Origin of the sequence: Lunatimonas salinarum, from assembly GCF_017811155.1 — a bacterium.
GTDB lineage: Bacteria > Bacteroidota > Bacteroidia > Cytophagales > Cyclobacteriaceae > Lunatimonas > Lunatimonas salinarum.
Genome location: NZ_JACVCV010000001.1, coordinates 422,702 through 447,899, shown reverse-complemented (window position 1 = coordinate 447,899; position 25,198 = coordinate 422,702). Strand labels below are relative to the sequence as shown.

General features: G+C 46.5%; 14 protein-coding genes. 11 read left to right on the top strand and 3 right to left on the bottom strand.

What is annotated here, in order from left to right; translation table 11 throughout:
• Positions 1-9 precede the first annotated feature (9 nt).
• Positions 10-774 (bottom strand): class I SAM-dependent methyltransferase, encoded by a 765-nt coding sequence (locus tag IAQ59_RS01790; protein ID WP_209329116.1) that lies wholly within the window; start codon positions 772-774, stop codon positions 10-12.
• A gap of 175 nt (positions 775-949) precedes the next feature.
• Between IAQ59_RS01790 and IAQ59_RS01785 the strand changes: the two genes are divergently transcribed.
• The 4 genes from IAQ59_RS01785 to IAQ59_RS01770 are packed head-to-tail and all read left to right on the top strand — an operon-like array spanning position 950 to position 5,576.
• Positions 950-2,263, top strand: coding sequence for an efflux RND transporter periplasmic adaptor subunit (locus IAQ59_RS01785; RefSeq protein ID WP_209329036.1), 1,314 nt, complete (start codon positions 950-952; stop codon positions 2,261-2,263).
• Positions 2,264-2,311: 48 nt separating this feature from the next.
• Positions 2,312-3,628, top strand: a complete 1,317-nt coding sequence (locus IAQ59_RS01780; protein ID WP_209329035.1) for an ABC transporter permease — start codon at positions 2,312-2,314, stop codon at positions 3,626-3,628.
• Positions 3,621-5,102: a TolC family protein gene (locus IAQ59_RS01775; protein WP_209329034.1), complete on the top strand. Its 1,482-nt coding sequence runs from the start codon at positions 3,621-3,623 to the stop codon at positions 5,100-5,102. Before IAQ59_RS01780 ends, IAQ59_RS01775 begins: the two co-directional genes overlap by 8 nt.
• Before the next feature lie 45 nt (positions 5,103-5,147).
• The gene (locus IAQ59_RS01770; protein WP_209329033.1) at positions 5,148-5,576 is read left to right on the top strand and encodes a (deoxy)nucleoside triphosphate pyrophosphohydrolase; all 429 of its coding nucleotides are present in this window, start codon (positions 5,148-5,150) and stop codon (positions 5,574-5,576) included.
• Between the two features lie 271 nt (positions 5,577-5,847).
• On the opposite strand, the gene IAQ59_RS22690 is transcribed toward IAQ59_RS01770, so the two are convergent.
• Together IAQ59_RS22690 and IAQ59_RS01760 are read right to left on the bottom strand one after the other, a co-directional pair.
• Positions 5,848-6,087 carry a CDGSH iron-sulfur domain-containing protein gene (locus IAQ59_RS22690; protein WP_425342591.1) on the bottom strand — a complete coding sequence of 80 codons (240 nt, stop codon included), beginning with the start codon at positions 6,085-6,087 and terminating at the stop codon, positions 5,848-5,850.
• A gap of 66 nt (positions 6,088-6,153) precedes the next feature.
• Entirely contained in the window at positions 6,154-7,395 is a 1,242-nt protein-coding gene (locus tag IAQ59_RS01760; protein ID WP_209329031.1) for an MFS transporter, read from the bottom strand.
• Positions 7,396-7,925: 530 nt separating this feature from the next.
• Here IAQ59_RS01760 and IAQ59_RS01755 point away from each other — a divergent pair.
• From IAQ59_RS01755 to IAQ59_RS01725, 7 genes are all read left to right on the top strand, one after another.
• Complete coding sequence (locus tag IAQ59_RS01755) at positions 7,926-12,866, top strand: polyketide synthase (protein WP_209329030.1); 4,941 nt, start codon at positions 7,926-7,928, stop codon at positions 12,864-12,866.
• 11 nt (positions 12,867-12,877) lie between these two features.
• Positions 12,878-20,161, top strand: a complete 7,284-nt coding sequence (locus tag IAQ59_RS01750; protein WP_209329029.1) for an amino acid adenylation domain-containing protein — start codon at positions 12,878-12,880, stop codon at positions 20,159-20,161.
• Between the two features lie 69 nt (positions 20,162-20,230).
• Positions 20,231-20,887, top strand: coding sequence for a 4'-phosphopantetheinyl transferase family protein (locus IAQ59_RS01745; protein WP_209329028.1), 657 nt, complete (start codon positions 20,231-20,233; stop codon positions 20,885-20,887).
• A gap of 103 nt (positions 20,888-20,990) precedes the next feature.
• Entirely contained in the window at positions 20,991-21,878 is an 888-nt protein-coding gene (locus tag IAQ59_RS01740) for a dienelactone hydrolase family protein (RefSeq protein WP_209329027.1), read from the top strand.
• 50 nt (positions 21,879-21,928) lie between these two features.
• On the top strand, positions 21,929-22,375 hold the full coding sequence (locus IAQ59_RS01735) for a lysozyme (protein WP_209329026.1): 447 nt from the start codon (positions 21,929-21,931) through the stop codon (positions 22,373-22,375).
• Positions 22,376-22,523: 148 nt separating this feature from the next.
• Positions 22,524-23,060 (top strand): HEAT repeat domain-containing protein, encoded by a 537-nt coding sequence (locus IAQ59_RS01730; protein WP_209329025.1) that lies wholly within the window; start codon positions 22,524-22,526, stop codon positions 23,058-23,060.
• 15 nt (positions 23,061-23,075) lie between these two features.
• The gene (locus IAQ59_RS01725; protein WP_245189360.1) at positions 23,076-25,133 is read left to right on the top strand and encodes an alginate lyase family protein; all 2,058 of its coding nucleotides are present in this window, start codon (positions 23,076-23,078) and stop codon (positions 25,131-25,133) included.
• Positions 25,134-25,198 lie beyond the last annotated feature (65 nt).

Sequence of the window (25,198 nt, the reverse complement as noted above, 5' to 3'; positions counted from 1 at the left end):
GTTTGTAATTTATTTTCCTTTCGTGCAAAAATACAGGATCTCATTTGGAGGGAGGGCAAACTTCTTTATCGCTTCCTCTGAGAGGGTTTTCACAAAGTCGTTTTCCTGTACATTTAGGCCAGACTGGCTAAGGCGTGGGGCATAATCTCTGCCATATTTCCGAACGTGATCCCGTTGCCCAAAGAGCTTTTCCCGCTCGGCAGGTTCGGTGACCGATACGTCCTCCAGGGTCACTTCCATATCGTAAACCGGTGACTGAATGATGCCCCACCCGGTATTTTTAAGCACGCGGTTTATTTCTCGGCAGGCTTTGATGTCGTCATGCACATGCTCCAGCACGTGGTTGCAAAAGACGACATCAAATGTCTCGTCCGCAAAGGGTATTTGGTGGATATCCATTTTAACCTGGGCGAGAGGGGACTCCAAATCTCCCGTGATGTAATCCAGATTGGGGAGACTGGCAAATCGCTCAATAAAACAGTGTTCGGGAGCCACGTGAAGTACCTTGAGACCTTGGGTAAAAAAGGCCGTTTTTTCCTGTAAAAAAAGCCATATCAGCCGATGTCTTTCCAGCGCCAAACAATTTGGGCAAAGGGCATTTTCACGTGCTTTTCGGCCATAGGGAAGAAACTTTCGAAAGGTCTTACCGCACACATTACAGGAGACATTTTTGCCTGAATAGAATAAAACACTTATTTTTAAAAAACTATGGCTGAATAATTGAAGGTATTTTCTTGGAACATAACGGATTACCCAGCTGATCAATCTTTTTATCATAATTTGGTAGTATAGGAACGGACCTGCAAGATAATCAATCTGTTTCGATTGCGATTTCGAAATTGAGAGAAACTGAATGAGCGGAATATTATGTCAGTGGTGATATAAAAGGGTTATCGGGTTCGTTAATAACATAGAAAAGTTTAAATTTGTAGATGTAAATTGCAATTTGATGAATAAGAATTTAATATATGTTGCCCTTGGAAGTGTCATAGTGATCACAATACTCTATTTTTCACTGGGATCAAATCGGGTAGGTAACGGAAATGAGCTGACTGCTACTGTCCAGATGGGTAAATTTAAAGTGGAGATCACCACGACCGGTGAGTTGGAGGCGCTGCGGTCGGTGCAGGTATTCGGACCCAATGACGCCAGGCGCTTTCGAATAGGAAGTTTCACGATTGATAAAATGGTAGATGAAGGGACCGTGGTGAAGCAAGGTGATTTTATTTGCTCTATCGACAAGACAGAGCTTTTTGGACGGCTTGAGGATAAGCGGCTAGAACTAGACCAAACCAAGGCGCAGTATGAGCAAATACAGCTGGATACCTCGTTAAATCTACGGCAAGAGCGGGACAATATTCTCAACATGGAATATATCGTACAGGAACAGGAGTTGATTCTGGAGCAGTCCCAATATGAACCGCCAGCAATTATCAAGCAGAATCAGTACAACATGGAGAAGGCAAAGCGAGAGCTTAGCCAGGCAAGAGAACGGTACCGTATCAAGACCCTACAGGAAAGGGCCCGTATGGTGGAGATCGGCGCGAAGTTGCGGGAGGTACAGACCGAGGTGGATCAGATGATCGAAGTCTTGGACAAATTTGTGGTAAAAGCTCCACAGGATGGCATGGTGATCTATGTGACGAATAGAGGCACGAAGGTACGAGAGGGTTCTCAGATCAGTTCTTGGAACCCAGTAGTGGCTACCTTACCGGACCTCACGACCATGCAGAGTATTACGTATGTAAATGAAGTGGACATACGTCGTGTCAGAATAGGGCAGGAAGTGGAAATCGGGTTGGATGCTTTCCCGGATAAGCGGTTTACCGGCAAGGTAACCAAAGTAGCCAATGTAGGTCAGCAGCGACCCAATTCGGATGCGAAGGTATTTGAAGTGATTATTCGGATCAATGAGAGCGATGATCTACTTAGGCCCTCTATGACCACCAGTAATGCCATCATTGCCGACCAACTGGAAGATGTCCTGTATGTGCCCTTGGAAGCGATCAATGTCGAAAATGACTCGATTAACTTTGTGTATCTCAAAAGTGGTGTGAAGCAGGAGGTGATGATGGGCTTGACAAACGCCAACGATGTCGTAATTGAAAAGGGATTAAACCAAGGCGATAAGGTCTATCTTTCTACTCCGAACTGGGGAGAAAATCTAGCCGTTAAATTGTTAGATGAACTGAATGGAAAGCGAAGTTTGGATCGTGACGAACCGAGGGTTACCGCTGATCGAGTCCAGGGATTTATACCATAACTTTCAAAAACGGGACTATTTTACGCGTCGGTAACCTAAAGTAATAGTATGATTAATGAACGACTTTTAGCTAATTTTTATATTGCCTTTGAAGCTGTTTTAGCGAACAAGGTTCGCTCCCTGCTCACTGCTTTGGGAATTATTTTTGGCGTTGCGGCGGTGATTGCCATGTTGGCCATCGGCACGGGTGCGCAGCAGGAAATCATGGAGCAGATCAAATTGGTGGGTGTAAATAACATTGTGATCGAGCCTGTAGTAGAGCAGGTGGAGGAAGAGCTTGATGAAAATAGCCTTTTGGAGATGGAAAGGCCTAGGTTTTCTCCAGGCCTGAAGCTTCAGGACGTGGAAGCGATAGCCGCTACGATTCCTGGCATCAAAAAAATCAGCCCAGAAATTGTTTTTGATACCCACATCGTAAAGAGTGGGTTAAGACGTTCAGCAAAGCTTGTTGGGGTTACTCCCGCATATTTTGATGTGCTCGATTTCAGACTTAGGGAAGGGCGCATGTTTAGCGAAAAAAATCTGAAAAAGGGCGATGCGGTCTGTATTATTGGGCGAAATGTGCAGTCCAGATTTTTTCCAAAGGAAAACCCCATAGGCAAGCGAATCAAAAGCGGGAATCAATGGTTGGAGGTAATCGGCGTTTTAGAGGAACGCGTTGTATCGGAGTCCAGTATATCGAAACTGGGCATTCGGGATTTTAATATGGATGTCTATGTTCCGGTACAAACTATGCTGATACGTTTTAGAAACAGAGACCTTGTAACTCAATCTGCCCTGCAAGGTTCCGAATCTGCCAGCTCCCGCTCTAATTACCATCAACTGGACAAATTGGTGGTACAGGTAGAGGAAAGTGAGCTGTTAACTCCCACCGCTGAGGTACTTTCAAAGATTTTGGAACGCAGACACTTTAATGTGGTTGATTTTGAAATCACCATTCCTGAGCTTTTATTGAAACAACAGCAGCGAACGCAAAATATTTTCAACATTGTATTAGGGGCAATTGCGGGTATCTCGTTATTGGTGGGAGGAATCGGGATTATGAACATTATGCTGGCTTCTGTGATGGAACGAATCAAAGAAATCGGACTAAGACTTTCGTTGGGAGCAAAAAAATCCGATATTGTAAATCAGTTTCTTTTCGAGGCAGTAATGATCAGTATTTCAGGCGGAATTATAGGCGTGATTTTAGGAGTTGTGTTGGCTCACATGGTTTCTACCTTTGCGGAGTTTCCGACCGTCATTACGATGCCTTCGATCATATTATCGTTTGGAGTGGCTGCCACAGTGGGATTGGTCTTTGGAATCATGCCCGCTAGAAGAGCTGCAAGTCAGGATCCCATAACTTCACTGCGCTATGAGTAAAAATATTACGTTTCAATTTCTCACGTTTTCGTGTTTTTTGATGATCACTGCTGTATCTGCACAGGATCTCACACAGTTTACATTGGAGGAAATTATTGCCAGAGCAAAAGCCCAGTCCCCTGCTGCACTTCAAGCGGAGACTCGGCGGGAGAATCTTTACTGGAGGTATCGTTTATTCCGCTCCAACTACAACCCACAGCTCTACCTTTCGGGTACGCTTCCCCGATATAGCCAAGAGTTTGCTAGCGTGACCCAGCCAGACGGTACCGTTGAATTTAGAGAGGTACGCCAAAACCTAATGGATGTAGAGCTGGGACTACGCCAGGAAATCGCGGCAACAGGAGGAACAATATCAGTAAACAGCAGTACGAACCGTTTTGATAATTTCATGGCATCCAATTTTGATCCACAGACCCGATGGAGCGGTGTCCCGGTCAATATAAGGTTGCAGCAGCCTATTTTTGCCTTTAACAGGTTGAAATGGGATAAGCAGATCGAGCCGCTGTTGTATGAGGAAAGTAAGCGTGGCTACGTAGAGGAGATGGAAAACATAGCCCGGCGGGTTTCTTCCATGTTTTTTGATTTTTTGGTTGCCCAGGTGGATTTGGAAATCGCCTCCAAAAACTTGGCAAACTCAGAAGCCATTCTTCAAATTGAGCGGGGAAGGTACAATATAGGGACTACCTACGAGGACAAGCTTTTGCAGGTAGAGCTGCAGGTCCTGCAGGCGAAACAGGATCTGGCCCGAGCGAGGCTACAGATGGAGACAAGTTCACTTGCGCTTAAATCTTATGTGGGCTTAAACGAGGCATTGAATATCAACCTAATACTGCCTTCTGATATCCCGACTTACGGGATTGACGTCCAAGAGGCGATAGACCGGGCGTTTCAAAACCGCTCTGACGCAGTTTCTTTTGAAAGGGAACGGATAGAGGCGGAAAGTAGTGTGGCGCAGGCCAGAGGACAACGTTTTCAGATGAGCTTGAACGCCAGCTATGGGTATAACAATGCCGCATTGGATTTTCGGGATATTTATACCAACCCAAATACACAGGCGTTGGTAAGCTTAGGGGTAGGAGTGCCGATTTTGGACTGGGGAAGAAACAAAGCTCGGATGAGTCAGGCAAAGGCCAATCAGAAGTTGATAAACTATACCCTGGATCAGGAAATTATAAACTTTGAGCAGGAGATTTTTACGAAGGTAAAAAACTTTGAAATGCTGCGCGATCGAATCGCAATTACCGAGCTCTCCGATCAGGTGGCAGATAAACGGTACGAAATATCTTTCAAACGTTACCAAAACGGGAATGTGACCATTACCGATTTAGGTATAGCCCAGGTGGACAAGGATCAAAATCGGCGTGCCTATATAGAGTCCCTCCGGGAGTTTTGGACTGCGTATTACGAAATGAGGTCATTGACTCTGTATGATTTCGAAAAGGGTGAACTTTTGTATAATCCTGCGTTGGAGTAGCATGAGCCAATTTTCTACTTTAGCTAATAAAACGCGTAAATCCACATGATTGAGGTTACTTGTGCTGTTATTTGCCTGAATGGACGTATTCTGAGTGTGAAACGTGCCATGGGTAAGCCGAGACCGGGTAAGTGGGAGTTTCCAGGAGGAAAGATAAAGAAGGGAGAGACGGAAATTGACTCCTTGAAGCGCGAGATTTTGGAGGAATTGGGCGTTGAAATTGTCATCGGAGCGCGGCTGAACCCAGTAGAACATAGCTATCCGGATATTCGGATACGACTTATTCCATTTTTAGCTACCGTTACCAATCCAGCGGTTAGATTGGTAGACCATAGTGAATTGGTTTGGTTGCCTTTTGAAATGCTTTACGAGTTGGATTGGTCGGAGGCTGACCTCGGAGTACTTGATCAGTTAAATGCAGCGAAGGTCTTTGAAAACAACAAACCCGGCAGAACAAATCTTCGCCGGGCTTGATGGTAATAAATAATAGTTGGTTTGGTATGAATTTTTTTACTGTGCCATAATTACCTTCTAAGGTGGATAAATCACACACAGTCTTTAGCGGCTATAAACTGTTCTCTTACTTTAATACCAATTCCGGGAGCCTGTTGCGTCCAAATCACCGGATAGATTATTATAACGAATCTATTGCATAAAGGTTTGGATGCGGTTTGTTTATGAAGCGAGGTTCCCTTGCAAAGTCCACTTTCATATGGCCCATTGAGCGGTAGCTATTGGCTTTACGTCAAGTAGGTTGCTTGTCGCAGTAGGGGGGAGTCTTGGTTCTTTTACAAGTGCAAATCGCAAACTCACCATCCTGTGGTGGGAAGAATTTTACGGGCGTCATTTCCAGCGTTCGATGAGTGCCATCGCAAAAAGGGTATCGTGCACTATGGCCGCATGCGCACCAGGCCTCCCGTGTTTCGGAAGACAAGATTACCTTAAGAGGTTTACAGGTTTGTTCGGGAGCTTTTGCGGCATTCATCGGGTCAAAGAAAAAAAAGGCAGCCGAACGCTTCGGCTGCCTTTTCAGATTTATCGGCTGATTTTACTAGTGTGCTGCGGCCACCCCTGCAGGGGCTTTTGCATTTTTTTGCCAAAGGAAGAAGATGATAAACAGGACGATCAAGATGCCTGGAAAGGCCACCATGTTAAGCAGGGTAGCTTGTCCCGCTACCAATTCAAGTTCTTCACCGGTCAATCCTTCTGCTTGTTTAGCAGCCATATTACCATCGATCCATCCTCCTATAATGGGTTGGAAGATTGCCGTAGAAAACATGCCTACTCCACCGATTATGGACATTCCCAGCGCACCACTCAGGGGGACGCGTTGTGCTACGGCGCCGATCATTACGGGCCAGAAGTAACAAACTCCCAAGGCGAAAATAATAGCCGCAAAGTAAGCAACTCCTCCGGTTACGACGCTGAAAAGGTAAATGCCGATGGTGGCCAGAATTGCGCCTGAGAGCAATACGCCGGTTTGCCCAAGCTTAGCTACTACCGGGCCGGCAAAGAACCGGCCAACAGCCATGATGCCCGTGGTCAAGGCAAGGATTAGCATGGCATTAGCACCGCTTTTGCTCAGTACGATATTCACCCATTGCTGCGGACCAAATTCAGTGATGGCGGTAAGCGCCATGGTGAAAAACAAAAACAAGAAAACAGGGCTGACCATTGCCTTGAAGTTTTCCGCCAATGAGGCAGAACCTTCGACTTTTGGCTTAGGAAATGCCTTGCCGTAGAAAAGAACCGCATAGATAACGGTAGGGATCATAAGCACCCACATTTGCGTTTGCCATGCACCCATCACACCTCCCATGGATGTCATGATGTTGGAAATAATGGCTCCCAGCATGATGCCACCGGGGAACCACATGTGGAACCTGTTGAGCATCTTATTTAGCTTGTCGCCGGAATACATGTCCGCAATCATAGGGTTACAGGCAGCTTCCGTACAGCCGTTTCCAAACCCAATAAATAGGGTGGAGATTAGCAGCGTGGTGTATCCTCCCGCGTAGATGGTCAATAGGATACCAAGCGTGTGCGCTACAAAAGCTACCCGCATGATATTAGCGGGTCCGAAGGTGTGATAAACCAACCCTCCGATGATCATTGAAATAGGGAATCCCAAAAACCACATGGAATTGATAAAGCCTAATTGCTCGGCATTGAGGCCAAATTGTTCTCCAAGTTGGGGTAGAATCCCCGCCCGAATAGCGAACGTAAAGGCGGTGGTGATCAAGGCAAAGCAGCTTCCGTTGAAAAGCGCGCTTCGGTTAATGTTTTCGTTCATTGACTTTGGGTTTTGAATGAGTTAGAAAATGTGTTTAGGTTGATTAACTGATTTGTTGCGACAATATAAAAAAAATTGACCTTACCATTGAAATCAACTAACAAATATTCCCGAAAAATTTGATGGACATCGTAATTCAAAGGTTAAGTGTTCGGATAGCCAAATTTTTAAATACCTGAAAACCTGATTGTTTTAAAAAAAAATGAAAATTAGTTTATACAGCGGCTTCTATTAGTTGTAATATACTTCTATGGTTTCGTTTCGTGCACTTTTAGTTTTAGATTAAAATGAAATAAAACGCATTTTGAATCTAAAAAAAGTCTTTTCGTGTTTCATGTAATTCCTTTATTTTAGCTTTTAAATAATCGTTATAATAATTTAATTAAGTTTAAAATATTTAAATATTTTAAAAAATAAATGAAAAATACTATAAAATAGGTTATTAAAAAATATTTTTGAATTTGCCTTTTATATTAGCGGTTAGTTTCCTAGTTTTACGGTAGTTTTTTGGCAGTTGAAGTAAAGAAGATATGGAGACAGAAAAAATCAATTTGTATGTCCACGAAATGGTGGAACAGATGGTTGGGAAGAGGGGAGAGCATGAGGCGGTCGTTTTTCGGTCCGAGTCTCTTACGTATCAGCAGTTAGATGAAAAGGCTAACGGATTGGGGGCAGAAATTTTGGTTAGGTATCCCCACGAGTCTTTAATTGGCATCAGCACTACCCGTCATTTGGATTTACTTGTCGGGATATTGGCAATCTTAAAAGCTGGTAAGGCCTATGTTCCGTTGGATCCAAACTACCCGAGAGCCCGTATTGAACAGATTTTGGGAAATTCGAATCTGAAGGCGGTGGTATGCCTGGAGGAGGAGTTTTCGTTTTTTAGGGCTTTGGGATGTGAGACTATCGCGTTGAATGGTGATTCCTTTCCTTCATACACCAAGCCATTTGTTGCTTTTTCCCAGCCTGACGCATGTATATTGTATACCTCTGGATCTACGGGAACCCCAAAAGGAGTCTGTGTGCCGCATGCAGGATTGGTGAATTTTTTGGAACATCATATAAAAACGTCGGAAGCGAGGGCAGGATCAAAGACCGCCCAGTTTTGCCATATTGGTTTCGATGTTTCCATGGATGAAATCTTTGTGCCATTGGTGACAGGAGGAACGGTTTACCTCTTGGATAACGAACTGAGGTTGGACTCTAAAGCGCTTCTAGACTATATCGTGCAAGAGGAGATCAATAGACTGTATCTTCCGTTCGTGGAGCTTCAATATTTTGCGGAGGAGGCCGTTCGCTCTTCCATCTTTCCCGCTTCGCTTACGGAGATCACCACCGCAGGAGAAACGCTCAAGATTACGCCACCGATTAGGACGCTTTTCAGCCAATTGGATGGTTGTAGGTTTAACAATAAATATGGGCCAACGGAGACCTGCATTTACGTTACTGGATATCAATTGCCCTCAGATCCTTCGACTTGGGAGGAGTTACCGTGTATTGGGAAGCCATTTGCAGGCGTAAAAATCCATATCCTGGACGAGCATCTGAAGGAGGTTCCGTTTGGACATACGGGAGAGATTTGCGTAAGCGGTGTTTCCGTAGCCAACGGCTACCTCCACAACCCTGAATTGACTGCGGTTTCATTTCTTCCATGGGCCGATGGCGACACTAAAACCAAGCTTTACCGGACTGGCGACCTGGGGCGTTGGCTGGAAGATGGTAATATACAATTTGAAGGCCGGAGGGATCAGCAGGTTAAAATCAGAGGTAATCGGATAGAAATATCTGAGATTGAGATTGCACTTATGCAAATGCCTTCCGTGAGTCAAGCTGTTGTCGTTGCAAGGGAAGAGGTAGTTGGTAATAAATACCTGGCAGCCTATATCGTAATGGAGGCAGGGGAGATGGAAATTGAGGCGTTGCAGGCATACTTGCAGGATCGCCTGCCGGTTTACATGATCCCCTCTTTTTTCATTCAAATGGAGGAACTTCCCAAGACCAGTAGCGGGAAGGTCGACCGAAAACTTTTACCCGTTCCAATCCAAAAAAGACCGGCTTTAAAGACCCTGTTTCGGAATCCGGCTACCGTACTGGAAAAGCAATTGGCCGAGATTGTCCGTACTGTTTTGGGCTTTGACCAAATCGGTGCAGATGACCATTTTTTTGAACTTGGAGGCAATTCACTTCTGGCTCAAAAGGTCGTAGCTGAGATTTTTCATCAACTGGGGAGAAGGTTACCTATTGCTAGGCTGTATCAGAGTCCAACGGTAGGGGGTATGGCCGCTTTCTTTGAGCCTCGCTCTTTTCATTCGGGCAACAAAAAAAGGGCCAATCTGGCCGGGGGCTCTCCCAAAGGAATTGCGATTATTGGCATGGCGGGGCGGTTTCCGGGGGCAGATACCTTGGAGGATTTCTGGCGGGTGCTGGCTGATGGAGAGGAGACGATTACCTTCTTCGATGATTCTGAATTGGATCCTTCGGTTTCCGAACAGCTCAGAAAGGATCCGACGTACGTAAAGGCGCGAGGAGTAATTAATGGAGTGGAGGATTTTGATCCCGGATTTTTTGGTATAAATGCAAAGCTAGCTGCGCTAATGGATCCGCAACAACGGATATTTCTTCAGGTTGCTTGGGAAGCCTTGGAGGATGGGGGCTATTTTCCGCAATATGGCCACGATCAAATCGGGGTTTTCGCAGGTTGTTATACCAATAATTACTACATTAATCACGTCATCCATCACCCTGATCTTATTCAACAAGTAGGGGCTTTTCAAGTAGCGACTGTTAATGAAAAAGATTATATCGCGTCACGTACTGCCTATCATTTGGATCTAAAGGGACCTGCTGTAAGTGTGTTTTCAGCCTGTTCCACATCGTTGTTGGCCATTGCCCAAGCGGTGGATGCAATTCGGTCCGGAAAATGTGCCATGGCGCTTGCAGGGGGTGCATCCGTAAGTGCACCTTACAAAGTTGGGCACCGATACGAAGAGGGCTCAATGCTCAGTGCCGATGGCCATTGCAAGCCTTTTCAGAAGGGCTCAACCGGTACGTTGTTTAACGATGGTGCAGGGGCGGTGTTGCTGAAAGATTTAGACGAAGCCGTTAGAGACCACGATTTCATTTATGGGGTGATCAAAGGTGTCGGGGTCAATAACGACGGTGGTGAAAAAGGGAGTTTTACGGCACCCAGTGCAGCTGGACAGGCGGGATCAATAAGGATGGCGCTAGAGGATGCCGAGATTGATCCAAGGCAGATTCAATACGTGGAAGCGCACGGTACCGGTACGCCCATTGGTGACCCAATCGAGGTGGAGGGATTAAGGATTGCCTTTGGGGTAGAGGATCGGTTTCAGTACTGTGCCCTCGGATCAGTAAAAAGCAATATCGGACACCTCACCGCGGCTGCGGGCGTAGCAGGCACCATAAAGACTGCCTTGGCACTCACCAACAAGTCTATTCCTCCTTCCCTTGGGTTTGAAACGCCAAATCCATCAATTGATTTCTCCCGAACGCCATTTTTTGTCAACGCACAAAAAGGGCCTTGGCCGCAGGCTGACCAGCGCTTTGCAGGGGTCAGCTCGTTTGGAGTAGGGGGTACCAATGTGCATTTGGTATTAGAGGGTTTTGACAATCTCGAAGTAAATGATCCAACCGATCGAAGGGTTCATTTGATTTGTTGGAGCGCTAAGTCCGAAGGCAGCCTCGAAAGATACCGAGAGCGATTACGGGCATTTCTCATCGAGCACCCGGAAACGCCGCTCGAGAAAATCGCCGCCACGCTGCATACCAAACGTGCGGGATTTAACCACAGAGCCTGCTTAGTAGCGGCCTCAGTGGGTGATTTGATCGACCAATTGGGAAGTAAATCGGAGTCCTCCATAAAAAGCAATGTACTGACCCGGATTCCGGGCGATATGGTATTCACCTTTCCCGGACAGGGTGCCCAATACCCAAATATGGGCAAAGAACTATATTTGAAGGAACCCGTTTATCGTGAGGCAGTAGATACCTGTGCGGAAGTCTTAGAGAAATATTTGAACGAAGATATCCGGCAAGTTCTTTATCCGGCATCTGGAAGCCGGTTGGAGGAAGAAAGGCTCAATGATACCAAATATACCCAGCCGGCAATTTTTGTAACCAGTTATGCCTTGGCGAGACTTTGGATGCACTGGGGCATAAGACCTTCCGCCCTGTGCGGACACAGCATTGGGGAATTCGTAGCGGCACATTTGGCGGGTGTGCTGAGTTTAGAAGACGCATTGCATTTGGTAAGTGTACGCGGAAACATGGTTTCCCAGCTTCCAAAGGGCAGCATGCTTTCAGTGAGAATGGAGCCAGATCAGCTACGCCGTATCCTACCGGATAGCCTTTCTATCGCAGCGATCAACAGTCCCAATGCGGTGGTGGTTTCAGGTGAGGATGAACTGGTTGCAAGCTTTTCCAAAATATTGGACCAGCAGGAAATCCCGAACCGGGTTTTGGCAACCAGCCATGCCTTTCATTCACATATGATGGATCCTATTGTTCCTGATTTTTTAGCTTTGGTCCAAAGAATCCCCCTTTCCAGGCCGAATATCCCCATTATTTCAACAGTAACCGGTACTTGGATCAAGGAATCGGAAGCAATGGATCCGGCCTATTGGGCCAATCACCTGCGACAAACCGTGCGTTTCAGTGATGCAATGGCCACCTTGGCGACGATGGAGAGTCCCTTACTGGTAGAAGTAGGCCCGGGCACCGTGACGAGTTCACTTGCTAGACAACAAATTGGCAGGAACGTAGGTGGGATTTTTCATTCGATTGAACGAACAGCCGCAGACAATACGACCGGGCTGCTTCAGGTACTTGGAGATTTGTGGCTAGAGGGACTACTACCAGATTGGAAGGGGTTTTATGGCAGTTCCTATCCGGCTACCTGCAAGTTGCCGCATTATGCCTTTGAGCAAATTCGGTGCTGGGTAGAACCCGGGAAATTAAAGACGGTATCCGAACCCAGTGGCATCCATTCCGAAAAGCCAGTAGCTACCAAAGTTGATAGTGGAACGACAGCTCCTCCGGCCACCAATAACTCCGATAGCCTAAAAGGTGAATTATTGGAAATATTGGAAAATTCCTCCGGGTTACCGGCGGAAAGGATCCAAATGGAACAGTCGTTTTTACAGCAGGGCTTCGACTCGCTGTTACTGACTCAGCTGGCATTTACCCTTAAAAAGGCCTTTCAGGTGCCCGTTTCCTTCAGACAACTCAGTGAGCAATTATCCACGCCGGGGCGGCTTTTGGATTATCTTAGGGCATCTACTCAGGAGGCAGTGAGCGTTCAGGAAAATGCTGAGATCCAGCCATCAGCTCCTTCTTTTGACCCAAGTTGCCCGCCCGTGGCAAATGCCCGGCTCGGCCTAGACCAAGACGGTAATCCAGCCTGGTTTTTGGAGGACGAGAAGAATCCCGGAAATTATTTACAGCTAACTTAATTTTTTGTGTGATGAATGAATCAGCAGAAGCAAAACCCGTCAGTTTTAATCCATTTGGAGGTAATCCCATCGAACGGATTATTCCGGTAATTCCACCCCAACGAGAGATATGGCTCGCCTGTATGGTGGGTGGAGAAGAAGCGAATCTGGCCTATAATCAGGGGATCACCATTCAGTTGAAGGGTGTTCTCCAGACCAACCTGTTGAAAAAATGCTTGGACCTGCTACTTCAAGGTCATCAACTGTTACGTAGCAAGATCAGCGGAAACGGAGAGAACCTCATTGTCAGCCAACGGGCAGATCTAGCGATCGAAGAGTTGGATTTTTCGGTCCTGCCACCTGAAGAGGAAGAACTGGAATTGGCACATTTTTATCGGCGCAATTCGATGCGTGGATTTGATCTGCAGCAGGGGCCGTTGATCCGCTTTACGGTTATCAAAAGGGGAGGAGATAATCATCTTTTGAACATAACGGCACACCACATCATTTGTGATGGTTGGTCGCTGAATGTAATCGTAGAGGAGTTGGCACGAAACTATTCCTTACTATCGGAGGGTAAACAGCCACAAATAAACAAGGATTCGGATTTTTCGGACTATGCTAAGAGGCTGTTGGAGTTTGAGCGATCGGAAGAATATGAGGAAACACAGCGCTATTGGGAAGAGAAATTCAAGGGGTATACCAGCGATCTTCCCCTTCCGTTGGATTTTCCTCGTCCTCCGGTGAGAACCTACGACGCAGCTCGGGAAATTTATGCGCTGGACGAAAAACTTGGCGTTGACCTTCGAAGGGTTATAAAAGAAACGGGCTGTAGCCTGGTCAACCTTGTTATGGCCGCTACGGAGATTTCACTCTCCAAGTTATGCGGAAAATCCGATGTGGTAATCGGGTTGCCAGCGGCAGGACAGGTCGTAAATGGAGATTTTAGCACGGTAGGACATTGTGTAAATCTGTTGCCAATTAGAGCCAATGTTACTTCGAGCACTTCATTTTCAACTTATTTGCAACGTAGGAGGAAGTCACTGCTGGACGATTTGGATCACCAAAATTTCACATTTAGCAAGCTACTAGGCACATTGCAGCGGTTCCGTGATTTTTCTAGGGTGCCTCTCGTTCCATTTGTATTGAATATTGACATGGAATCGGAGGAGGGCTTGTCTTTCCGCGGACTTACCGCTAGCATGTCAAATGATCCGAGAGCATATGAGAATTTCGAAATATTTTTGAATGTAGTAGGGTCAGGTTCCCGATTTTCATTTGAATGGACTTATAATTCGGGTTTGTTCCTGCCTACCACTATCAAACGCTTCATGGAAAGTGTACGGGCGGTATTGGAGGCGGCTAGTTCAGATCTTGAAGTCTTGATCAAAGATATCTCGATTGATGGTGAAAAATTGGATCCGAATACCGGGTATTCGGTTTCAAATCCTCGCAGCTATTCGATGGAGCTAACTTTTCAGCAACTTTTTCATGAAACGGCTCAGAGGTATTCCGAATATCCAGCATCACTATTTGGTGACAGGTTGTTGGATTACAGGGAGTTGGACGTGGTGACCAATCAATTGGCCAATTACCTCTTACAGCGGGGGGCAGGGACCGACACCGTAATTGGATTGGCCGTGGAACGGTCCATGGAAATGCTCGTTGCGATCATCGCTATTTTAAAATCAGGTGCTACGTATTTACCGCTGGATCCAGAATTTCCATCTGATAGGATCAATTATATGGTGGAAAATGCCCAAGCTCGATTCGTGTTTGTTAGCAAGGGGGGCGGTAGTCTATTCGAATCCTTATCGGCAGAGAAGATCGTGCTCGAAGACGTCTTTGAATGGTTGCCTGCCCAGAAATCGGAATTTCCAGATCAGCCGGTCAAACCAGACCAGGTAGCTTACATTCTCTACACCTCCGGTTCCACAGGACGTCCCAAGGGAGTGATGGTAACCCATAGAAACCTCACGAATCTTTTGTTAAGTCTTAGGGAGGAATTAAGCCTGGGTGTTACGGACAAATGGCTTGCCGTCTCCACTATCTCATTTGATATTTCCATCAATGAATTGTTGTTTCCGTTGGTTTCGGGAGCTTCCGTTGTCATAGCCGATAACAAGCTGGCCAAAGATGGTCGGCGCCTGGTGGAGGCAGTGAGGGAAAAGGAAATCACGGTGTTACAGGCTACCCCTCCTACTTGGAGGTTAATGCTACAAGAGGTTTGGGATTTTCAGCATCGATTGCGAGCCATTTCTACCGGAGAGGCCTTGGCAAGAGACCTTGCTGAAAAGCTAATTCCAAGGGTAAAGGAGCTGTGGAATGGTTATGGTCCCACGGAGACCACGGTCTGGTCGTCGCTAAAGAAGATTAGCCTTTCCGCAAACGGTGTCAACATTGGCAAGCCCATAGGCAACACGGTATTTTATTTATTGAATTCTGACGGCAATCCGGCTTCCCCTGGGGAGCCGGGCGAACTTTTTATTGGTGGTGCCGGGGTAGCGTTGGGCTACCTTAATTTACCCGAGATGACTGCGGAACGTTTTTTGCCGGATCCCTTTTCGCAGGCAGTGGGAAGCCGCATGTACAAAACCGGCGACTTGGCCCAATTGCTGCCAAACGGTGAGTTTCAGTGTTTGGGTCGAATAGACAATCAGGTGAAAATCCGTGGCTACCGGATTGAATTGGAAGAAATCGAGTATGCGCTCCAGAAATTGGAGGGCGTGAAGCAGGCAGTTGTGGGTGTCAGAAATTATGGGCCTGGAGATGATCGACTGGTGGCGTTTATCAAGCCCGGAATTACGGATCAACAACTATTTGACGCCTATCAGAACATTTGGAGGAGCCAACTCAAGGCCATACTGCCACCTTATATGGTTCCGGCTGCATGGGTGATGATGGAAGAATATCCCTTGACCCCAAATAAGAAGATCGACCGAGCCGCACTTCCGCATCCCTTGAAGTTGGGGCACATGGAGGCAGAGGTGGATGAAACCTTAAGTGATACTGAGGGTAAATTAGCCTCGATCTGGGCAGAGATCCTTGGCGTTCCAAAGATCAAGAAGTCGGACAACTTTTTTGATTTAGGGGGGCATTCTCTAACAGCGGTAAAGATGATTGCCAAGGTAGATCAGCTCCTATCTACCAAAACTCCGGTGGTCACTGTGTTTCAGTATCCGGTTTTCGGTGATTTTTGTGGGTACATTTTGCCGGATGAGGCCGCCGTTCCCGAAGCGCCCGAACAGCGTTTTGTCGAGCCGGTAGATATGCCGGATATGAAGGAGCTTTCCTTTGAAGCTACGGAGCCTCAGACAGAGATATTTGCGGCTTGTTTATTGGGTGGCGAAGACGCAAATAGGGCGTACAACCTGTCCTTTTCTCTGGAAATTGAAGGACATTTGCACATGCAAGCCTTTGAGCAGGCTCTAAATTACATTCAGCGGCACGAGATGTTAAGGGCTACCTTTTCGGAAGACGGTTTACAGATTCATGTGCACGCCATACCTTCGAATCCATTTGAATATGTGGATCTTTCAACAAAGTCTGCTTCCGAAGTACAAGCTTTTCTGGTCCGCTTCAAGCAGGAAAGTGTAAATCAAGTGTTTGATCTTTTGCGAGGTCCTTTAGCTAGGTTTTCGTTGATCAAGCTGCCTGGGTACACCCATTTATTTACCATTATGGCGCATCACATTGTTTGTGATGGCTGGTCTGTAGATAATTTATTCAGGGAATTCGGATCATATTACCGTAAGCTTGTTCAGGGAGAGTCGCTCTCAAAGGCTCTTCCTCCGGCATTCAGTAGTTTTGCGATAGAAAGACAAGCCTATTACCGGTCAGATGACTACCGATCTACAGGGACTTATTGGAAGGCGAAATTTGAGGAGGGACTTCCCGTACTGGAATTGCCTACGGATCGTGAGCGCCTTTCTACCCGTCGCTTTAATAGCAAACGAGCCGATTTTTTTGTTCCATTTACGGCATTTTCTCAGCTGAGCCACAGCTCTAAAAACTTTGGGACAAATACCGCAACCTTCCTTCGTGTGGTGCTGGAGACCCTGCTGTTTAGAGTCAGCCGCCAATCGGTTATCGTAACTGGTATGCCGGTAGCAGGGCATTTGGAGCATATTGCCTACCACGATATGGTGGGCCACTGTGTCAATATGTTGCCTATTAAGGCGGACCTCAGCGGTGATTTAACGTTTCGGGATTACATAGAAAGAAGAAAGCAGGAAATTTTAACCGATTTTCAATATCAGTCCTACACCTATGGCAGTATTCTGAAGGATTTTAGCGTAAGTAGAGACGCAGGACGACCTCCCTTGATTTCGTTTGTATTGAATTACGAAAAAGCGGAGGACTTAACTTCTTTGTATCCGGGCCTGAAGGTGCGTTTGATCAGTAACCCGAGAAGTTTCGAAAATTTCGAAGTAGTACTAAATGTGAGTGAGGAGGCAGATGGCTTCCGTTTTAACTGGGGTTTTCAAACTGCACTGTTTGATGAGAGCACCATTTCGAGGTGGCACCGAAACTTCCTGAAGATTGCAGAGGCTGTGGTGGCAAATCCAGCTATTCAATTGGGCAGTTTACCGCTGCTATTTGATCAAGGATTTCGTCCTGCCAAGCTGACTGGTACGACTAGGGTGTTGGAAATGGGGTTTCTAGAGCGATTTGCCGACATGACGAGTCGTTTTGGCGATCAGGCGGCTATCGTCGCCACAGACAGCATCTCACTTACGTATGCAGCGTTGGATAAACGTTCCAATCAATTTGCCCGCTTTTTGATCGCAAGTAATATCCATCCTAATGATCGAATTGGGCTTTATTTGAACCGAACTCCGGATCAACTTACCGTTCTTTTGGGAATTCTCAAGGCGGGTGCTACGTATGTTCCGCTGGACGTTACCTATCCCCCTGATCGGGTACAGGCAATTATTGATCATGCGGACCTAAAGTTAATCCTTTCCAAGAAGGATAAAGGTTGGTCTTTTCCTGAGGAAAAAGTTATTTACGACTCGGATATTTCAGCTAAGATCGCCGATTTCGATGGCTCGGTCTTGACCAGACCAATCGATCAATCACAAATTGTGTATGTGCTTCACACTTCCGGATCGACGGGTAGGCCGAAGGGGGTGTGTATGGGGTACCAAGCATTGTCAAATTTGATTCAATGGCAATTAGATGCCTCAGCTGCAACGAGCGACTGGAAGACTATCCAGTTTTCTCCCATTACCTTTGATGTGTCATTTCAGGAAATTTTTGCCACTTGGTGTAGTGGCGGAACCCTTGTGCTGATTTCAGATGAAGACCGATTGGACGCCAACCGGTTATTGGATCGGCTGGAAAAGGGAGGAGTCAACCGCTTGTTTCAGCCATTTGTGGCACTGCAGTCGCTTTGCGAGGCAGCAGTACACCGGGGTGTTTTTCCCAAGACGTTGAAAGAAGTGATGACGGCGGGCGAACAATTGCATGTTACACCTCAGGTAGTTACCTTCTTTCAGGCGATACGTGGTGCGGTTCTATTCAATCAGTATGGGCCTACTGAGACACATGTAGTTACCGAGTTGAGGTTAGATGGAGATCCCAGCACATGGCCGTCTTTACCAGGAATCGGTGAGCCAATAGACAATACCTCTATTAGTATTTTGGGTTCGGGTTTGGAGGAAGTCGGTCCGGGGCAAGTAGGTGAGCTTTGCGTTGCAGGGTTGCCCCTTGCAGCCTATTACCTAGGTTCCGAGGAGCTTACCCGCGAAAAGTTTTGCAATTGGATCGATTTTGAAAACCGCACACACCGCATATACCGGACAGGCGATTTGGCAAAGGTGAGCTGGGATGGCAGTCTCGTTTTTTTGGGACGAAGTGACCATCAGGTTAAAATCCGAGGGTTTAGGGTCGAATTGGGAGAGATAGAAGCCGTGATAAATACCCTGCCATTTGTCGTGCAATCTGTGGTTAAGGTTCAAGGGAATTCGCTGGGGCAGCAGGAGCTCGTCGCCTACCTCCAAACGGATTCTCCGCTGGACAAGAATGGGATATCCTCTGGAGAGAGAAGCAAGGAGGAAATGCACGCCGTCATTTCAGAGCTTACCGATCAGCAGATTGAGGCGGTACTCGAGGTGTTAAGAAGCAGTTTGCCAAGCTACATGCATCCCACTATATTGGTTGACATAGCGGAATTCCCAAAGACACCCAGCGGAAAGATTGATAGAAAGCGGCTGCCTCAGGTCGAAGGGGCTGCTCAGGGTCGTGGACGTAAGGAATATATTCCTCCCAAAACGACCAACGAGCGCTTATTGTGCAACATTTGGGCAAAATGGCTCAATCAGCATACGATAAGTGCTAGGGATAATTTTTTCGAACTAGGCGGCTACTCCTTGATAGGCATCAAGGTGATGGCTGAAATTGAAAAGCAGACAGGCACACGTTTGCCGTTGATCACCTTATTCAATCATCCTACCGTAGAAATGCTAGCTGCCCAATTGGATTTGGAAAAGGAGGCCATCAAGTGGGATTCACTTGTGCCTGTACAACCCGAAGGGATGAAGAAGCCGATTTATATCGTGCATGGAGGAGGACTCAATGTGACACCTTACTATAAGTTGGTAGGCAAACTGGATCCCGACCAGCCGATATATGGTATACAGGCTAGGGGTTTGAATGGCATTGACGAGCCGTTTGAAACGATTGAAGAGATGGCAGCTTATTACCTGTCGGAGATTTTGAACCAAAACCCCTATGGCCCCTATATTTTAGCTGGGTATTCCTTCGGAGGAGTCATCGCGTTTGAAATGGCACAACAACTTACCCAAATGGGCAAAAAGGTGGAAAAGCTGATATTATTCGACACCTATGCAAATCAGCACAAAAAGCCAAGTAACTTAAAGGAACGAGTTTGGGTGGCCATCAGGGACGAGATCGGCAAACGGGCAATTGAGTTAAGCTTGCTCATTAGGCATCCTCGGGTATTTAAAAACAAAAAGCTAAGCTCTTATCGTAAAAAGAAGGCAACATTAATGAACCTGTTGGGTAAGGCGCAACCGGCTGAAAAATCAGGGATTTTGGCGACGCAGGAGCGGATTATTGCCATAAATAAACGGGCTGCCTGCAACTACCATGCCCAGAAATACGAAGGCGATGTATATTTCTTTCGGGCAGGAATATGGGATTTCTATGAAACCGACCTCAAATACTTGGGATGGAAGCCTTTTGTAAACCATATTCAAGTGGTACCGGTAGCAGGGGAACACGTGGCCATGTTCGAAGATGGCAACGTGGAGCTACTGGCTGAAAATCTTAAAAAGATACTTCAGGATTAGATGGATGCAGCTGTTAGGTTTTTGGATCTTGGAATTCTACCTGCCAAATACCTTTGCCCCCATAAACCAATGGTTAAGCTCTTTATGGTCGACACTGACTCGATAATTCTGCCGGGTGTTTATCGGGAGGTTTTGTCGACCGAAGAGCAGGAAAAAGCCAATTCCTTTGCGTTTGATTGGCTGAAAAAGCGGTATTTGGTGGGGAGGTATTTGCTTCGGCAACAAATTGGCGCAATGCTAAATCTAGATCCGGGTAGCTTGTGTTTTGAGCAAGATCTTTACGGCAAATGGAGGCTTTGTGGCATCCATTCGCTGCACTTCAACCTTAGCTACACCGGAACCGTTCTGCTGATTGGTTTGGCGGATTTTCCGCTAGGCATAGATATAGAACGGATAAAAGATGATTTTGCTTATCAAGATATTGTGGCACATTATTTTTCGCCTAGGGAAGCTGCTTTTATTGACTCCTCCGATGATTCTTCGGATGCCTTTTTTTTGCTTTGGACCAGGAAGGAGGCCATATTGAAGGCTATCGGGATAGGGTTGGTGGATGACCTGCATGCCGTGCCTGCTCTTCAATCTATCACCACGAATAACAAGGGTTCCATTCAGCTGCACACCGGAACTTGGCAAGTGAATAGCTATTCACTTGATGGGAATTTTCGGATAAGTGTCGCTTGCGGCATTTCTGGCTTTGAAGTGGATTTTTCCTTTTTGGGAGGTTAAACGTATTTTTTCCAAGGTCTTTTTGACTGAAATTGGCGGCTTTTGTGTATATTCCTGCCTTATATGCCTTTTCCTATTCTATCAGACACGCCAACAAATCAGCATGAAGCCAATTAAGAAAGAAGACATAAATCAGGAAGTATTCGATATCTACGATGAGTATGTACATAGCAAGATCGACCGAAGGGATTTTATAGGCCGCCTTTCTGCGTATGCTGTAGGGGGCATCACGGTTTCTGCGTTATTGGAATTTTTGATGCCAAATTATGCCCATGCTAGACGCTTTGGTCCGCAGGATCCCCGCTTGGTATCTGAATATGTCACCTACGAGTCCCCCAAAGGTGGTGGAACCATGAAGGGGTTGCTCACCCGGCCGGCAAATGCGGCGGGAAAGCTTCCTGGAGTGGTAGTGGTTCATGAAAACCGAGGATTAAATCCTTATATAGAAGATACGGCGCATCAGGCAGCGTTGGATGGGTTCGTGGCATTTGCGCCGGATGCGTTGACGCCTTTTGGTGGATATCCGGGCACCGACGATGAGGGTCGTGCTATGCAAGCAAAGCGGGATCGGGAGGAGATGCTACAGGACTTCATCGCCGCCTATGATTTTCTAAAAAAGCAACCCCATTGTACCGGTAAAGTAGGCGTGGTAGGGTTTTGTTTCGGAGGCTGGGTTTCCAATATGATGGCAGTCCGAATTACCGATCTGGGTGCAGCAGTACCCTTTTATGGAGGACAGGCATCGGCAGAGGATGCCGTACACATAAAAGCTCCCCTTCAACTCCATTATGCGGAGTTGGATACCCGGGTGAACGAGGGTTGGCCAGCCTATGAGGTGGCACTAAAGGCCCATGGTATCCGGTACGAAGTGCATTTTTATCCGGCGGCTAACCATGGATTTCATAATCATTCTACTCCGAGGTATGACAAAGAGGCGGCTGAATTAGCTTGGCGTAGGACCGTTGCCTTTTTTAAGCAACATTTAGGCTGATTTAAACCGGATTAAATTTAACCTTCCTTTTACTGAAAACGGTAATTACGATGAATTTGAACGATAGGGGTATTTCATTAATGCACGAGTTCGAGGGGCTCAGACTCAATGCTTACCTATGTCCCGCTAAAATTCCGACGATTGGCTGGGGGAATACCAAATATGAGAATGGGCAGTCGGTTAAAATGGGAGATTCGATCACCAAAGAAAGGGCCGATGAGCTTTTTAAGAATATCGCTGATGATTTTGCGAAGGGAGTTCGTCGATTAATCACCGTAACGCTGACGGAAAATCAATTCGGTGCATTGGTCTCCTTCGCATATAATTTGGGTTTGGGCAATTTGCAGAGGTCGACTCTGCTCAAAAAGGTTAACGCAAATCCGAATGATCCGACTATTCGGGATGAATTTTTGAGGTGGACGAGAGCAGGAGGGCGGGTGCTTCAGGGATTGGTCAGGCGAAGGCAAGCGGAAGCGAATCTTTATTTTGCGAATTAATTCTTGTTGGAATTCCGCCGCGATTGCTGCGAAATGATAGAAGAACATGTTGGGCCGATCATTTTTGTTAGCCAATTGGTAAGAATGGCTTCATTGTACACGGCTCAAGAATGAATTGAACTAATCAGCTTTAAGAAGAAAAAATTGGATGAGAGATAATCAAGAGGATTTGGATGGGTTATTCGAACGTTTTTTGAATAAAACTACCGAAACACCCCTGTATTTTGGGCAGAAGTTGGCTAAGATCGGTACAGAAGAAGTGAAAGAAAGACTCCTTGAAGTAGTCAGGGGAGAGGATATGGACAATGCATATCTAGCGGTCAAGGCGCTTTCTATGATGGAGAATAAGGGAGATGTACTGAGGGAATTATTTGCCACTATTCATCGTCCGGCGAATAGGGACAAAAACGGGGGGCTTGTTTCTTTGTTGGAGGATTTTGATCTCAGCGAATATTTTGTCGACATCTTCCGCCTATTTCTGTTTGGGAACTTCAAGGCTTCGACGCTTGCTAAGGGTTATCTAGACTATGTGGAGTTTGATATCACGCAACGAACCCTGAAGAAGGCAGAGAAGCATTGGAATCATTTTCTAAGCAACGCCTCAAAGGAGGAATCCTTTGAGTTAAAAAAGTCCGAGGGTGCGGAAATCCTTGATGAAATAAGAGATTTACTTGAAGACGAATAGATAAGCAATAAATCCATGACAAAATACCGCTTTTTGAATGCGATGCTGATGACCGCCTTGCTGTTGGCAATGACCACCCATACGTATGGACAGGAACCTTGGAGGAACATGCAAACCGTTTCGGACCTTTACAAAATATATCCGGAATTGGTTATGGAGGTCTTTGAGCCAATTGATCTGGATTTGCCTGGTTTGGAAGAGGTGAAAATGGCCTATAATCGGGAGGATTGGGTTTCAGCTGCTGAGGCACTGCTTCATCATTACCGAACATCGGAAAATGCCAAAGAACTTGCTCGGGAAATCCCCCCATCTTCGGGATTATCCGTGGCGGCAGCAGACACGGTGTTAAACTATGTCTTTACTATTCAGAACGTACGGGGCGTGGTTCCGTTGGGTTCCGATGGGCATAGGGATTGGTATTACAAAGGGCCAAACAATGATAGGGAGTGGGCTTGGCTTTCCAATCGGCACAGTCAATTGGCCGAGGTGGTAAATGCGTATTTTGAAACCGGAAATGTAAAGTATGCGGTATTTGTAGATGATTTTCTCAAAGACTTCATTCTGAAAAGTTTGCCTTACCCCGCTGTAAAAGGGTCAGAATCGATCTGGAGAGGGCTGGAGGTAGCTGCAAGGGCAAAGGTCTGGACGCGCCTATTTTATGCCATGAGTGGAAGTGAGCAGTTATCTGATGCTACCCGCCTATTAATTCTGAGAAGCTTGCCTGATCATGCCCACTATAACCGTAATTTTCACGGGGGCAATAATTGGCTAACCATGGAAATTTCCGCTTTGTCTACGATTGCAGCGTATTTTCCCGAATTTAGAGAGTCGCAGGCGTGGCTGGATTATTCCATTGATGCCATGGTAGAGAGCATGCGCAATCAGGTTTACCCGGATGGCGTTCAGACAGAACTGGCATCTCACTATCATAACGTGTCCCTACATAATTTTGAGTTGTTCAAAGAGCTTTGTGAAAAGGCCGGCAGGTCCCTCCCGGCATATTTTGAAAATACCATAGAGAGTATGTACCGATACATCGCTCATGCTGTGAGACCCGATGGGTATCGGATACTCAATAACGATGGGGATAGGGGAAGTGACCGTGAGTTGATTTTGGCAGGGGCCCAAAAATACCAAGCGGCAGATTGGGAATATATCGCAACCAATGGATTGCGCGGGTCGATTCCTGCTGAGGGACCATCGTTCTTTTTCCCCTGGGCAGGTCAGTTGATTTCCAGAAACGGATATGGCCCCCATGCCCATTGGTCCTTTTTTGACGTGGGACCTTGGGGCAGCGGACATCAGCATAACGACAAGCTACATCTATCGATTGCGGCCTATGGAAGGGACTTATTGGTGGATGCTGGTCGTTTTGCCTATACCGGTGCAGTGGCAGAAAAATTTAGACCGTATGCGCTCAGCAGTGCAGGGCACAATTTACTGTTAATTGACGGTAAGGGACAGGGAAAAGGGCCTACGCATGCCGAAAAGCCTCTAACGGAAGAGGATGTTGTCATTACCGAGGACTTTGATTTCGCCTATGGCATATTTGATAGCTTTTTGGATTTGGAGGGAGAAGCCTCGCACGCGAGGTCGATGATGTACGTCAGGGATCACTTTTGGGTGGTAGTGGATAGGGTGATCACCGATAGACCCCGAACCATTGAAGCGCTGTGGCATTGGCACCCCGACTGTGACCCCGTGATCGATGGAAATAGGATCAAAACCAATAACTCATTGGGTAATCTAACTATTGTACCAGTGGGAACAAGTGGATGGCGCATTGACCAAGTACGAGGTCAGGAGGATCCGGTCATTCAGGGTTGGTATAGTCCAGAATACAATGTATATGGTCCCAATACTACTTCAATTTACCAAATGCCTATTTCGGAAAATTCACAGTTTGTTTGGGTATTGATCCCGTCAGAGCGATCCGGTGTAGTTACTAGGGCTTCGGTAATAGACACCACTGAATCCGAGTTACGTGTTGAGGTGGAGGTGGCCGGTGACCGGTGGGTACTTTCTATTCCTCATGCCGGTACCGATGGGGTAGCACTCCTACGAGAGCAATAGGGCTAATTCTGAAAAATTGGATTTTATGACTGCCATCATGGATTACCTTTGGCAGGCCCTATAGT

Coding starts and splice junctions, on each gene's coding strand:
- IAQ59_RS22690 (WP_425342591.1), bottom strand. CDS start 6,087: ATGAATGCCGCAAAAGCTCCCGAACAAACCTGTAAACCTCTTAAGGTA.
- IAQ59_RS01750 (WP_209329029.1), top strand. CDS start 12,878: ATGAATGAATCAGCAGAAGCAAAACCCGTCAGTTTTAATCCATTTGGA.
- IAQ59_RS01755 (WP_209329030.1), top strand. CDS start 7,926: ATGGAGACAGAAAAAATCAATTTGTATGTCCACGAAATGGTGGAACAG.
- IAQ59_RS01785 (WP_209329036.1), top strand. CDS start 950: ATGAATAAGAATTTAATATATGTTGCCCTTGGAAGTGTCATAGTGATC.
- IAQ59_RS01770 (WP_209329033.1), top strand. CDS start 5,148: ATGATTGAGGTTACTTGTGCTGTTATTTGCCTGAATGGACGTATTCTG.
- IAQ59_RS01725 (WP_245189360.1), top strand. CDS start 23,076: ATGACAAAATACCGCTTTTTGAATGCGATGCTGATGACCGCCTTGCTG.
- IAQ59_RS01780 (WP_209329035.1), top strand. CDS start 2,312: ATGATTAATGAACGACTTTTAGCTAATTTTTATATTGCCTTTGAAGCT.
- IAQ59_RS01745 (WP_209329028.1), top strand. CDS start 20,231: ATGGTTAAGCTCTTTATGGTCGACACTGACTCGATAATTCTGCCGGGT.
- IAQ59_RS01735 (WP_209329026.1), top strand. CDS start 21,929: ATGAATTTGAACGATAGGGGTATTTCATTAATGCACGAGTTCGAGGGG.
- IAQ59_RS01740 (WP_209329027.1), top strand. CDS start 20,991: ATGAAGCCAATTAAGAAAGAAGACATAAATCAGGAAGTATTCGATATC.
- IAQ59_RS01760 (WP_209329031.1), bottom strand. CDS start 7,395: ATGAACGAAAACATTAACCGAAGCGCGCTTTTCAACGGAAGCTGCTTT.
- IAQ59_RS01775 (WP_209329034.1), top strand. CDS start 3,621: ATGAGTAAAAATATTACGTTTCAATTTCTCACGTTTTCGTGTTTTTTG.
- IAQ59_RS01730 (WP_209329025.1), top strand. CDS start 22,524: ATGAGAGATAATCAAGAGGATTTGGATGGGTTATTCGAACGTTTTTTG.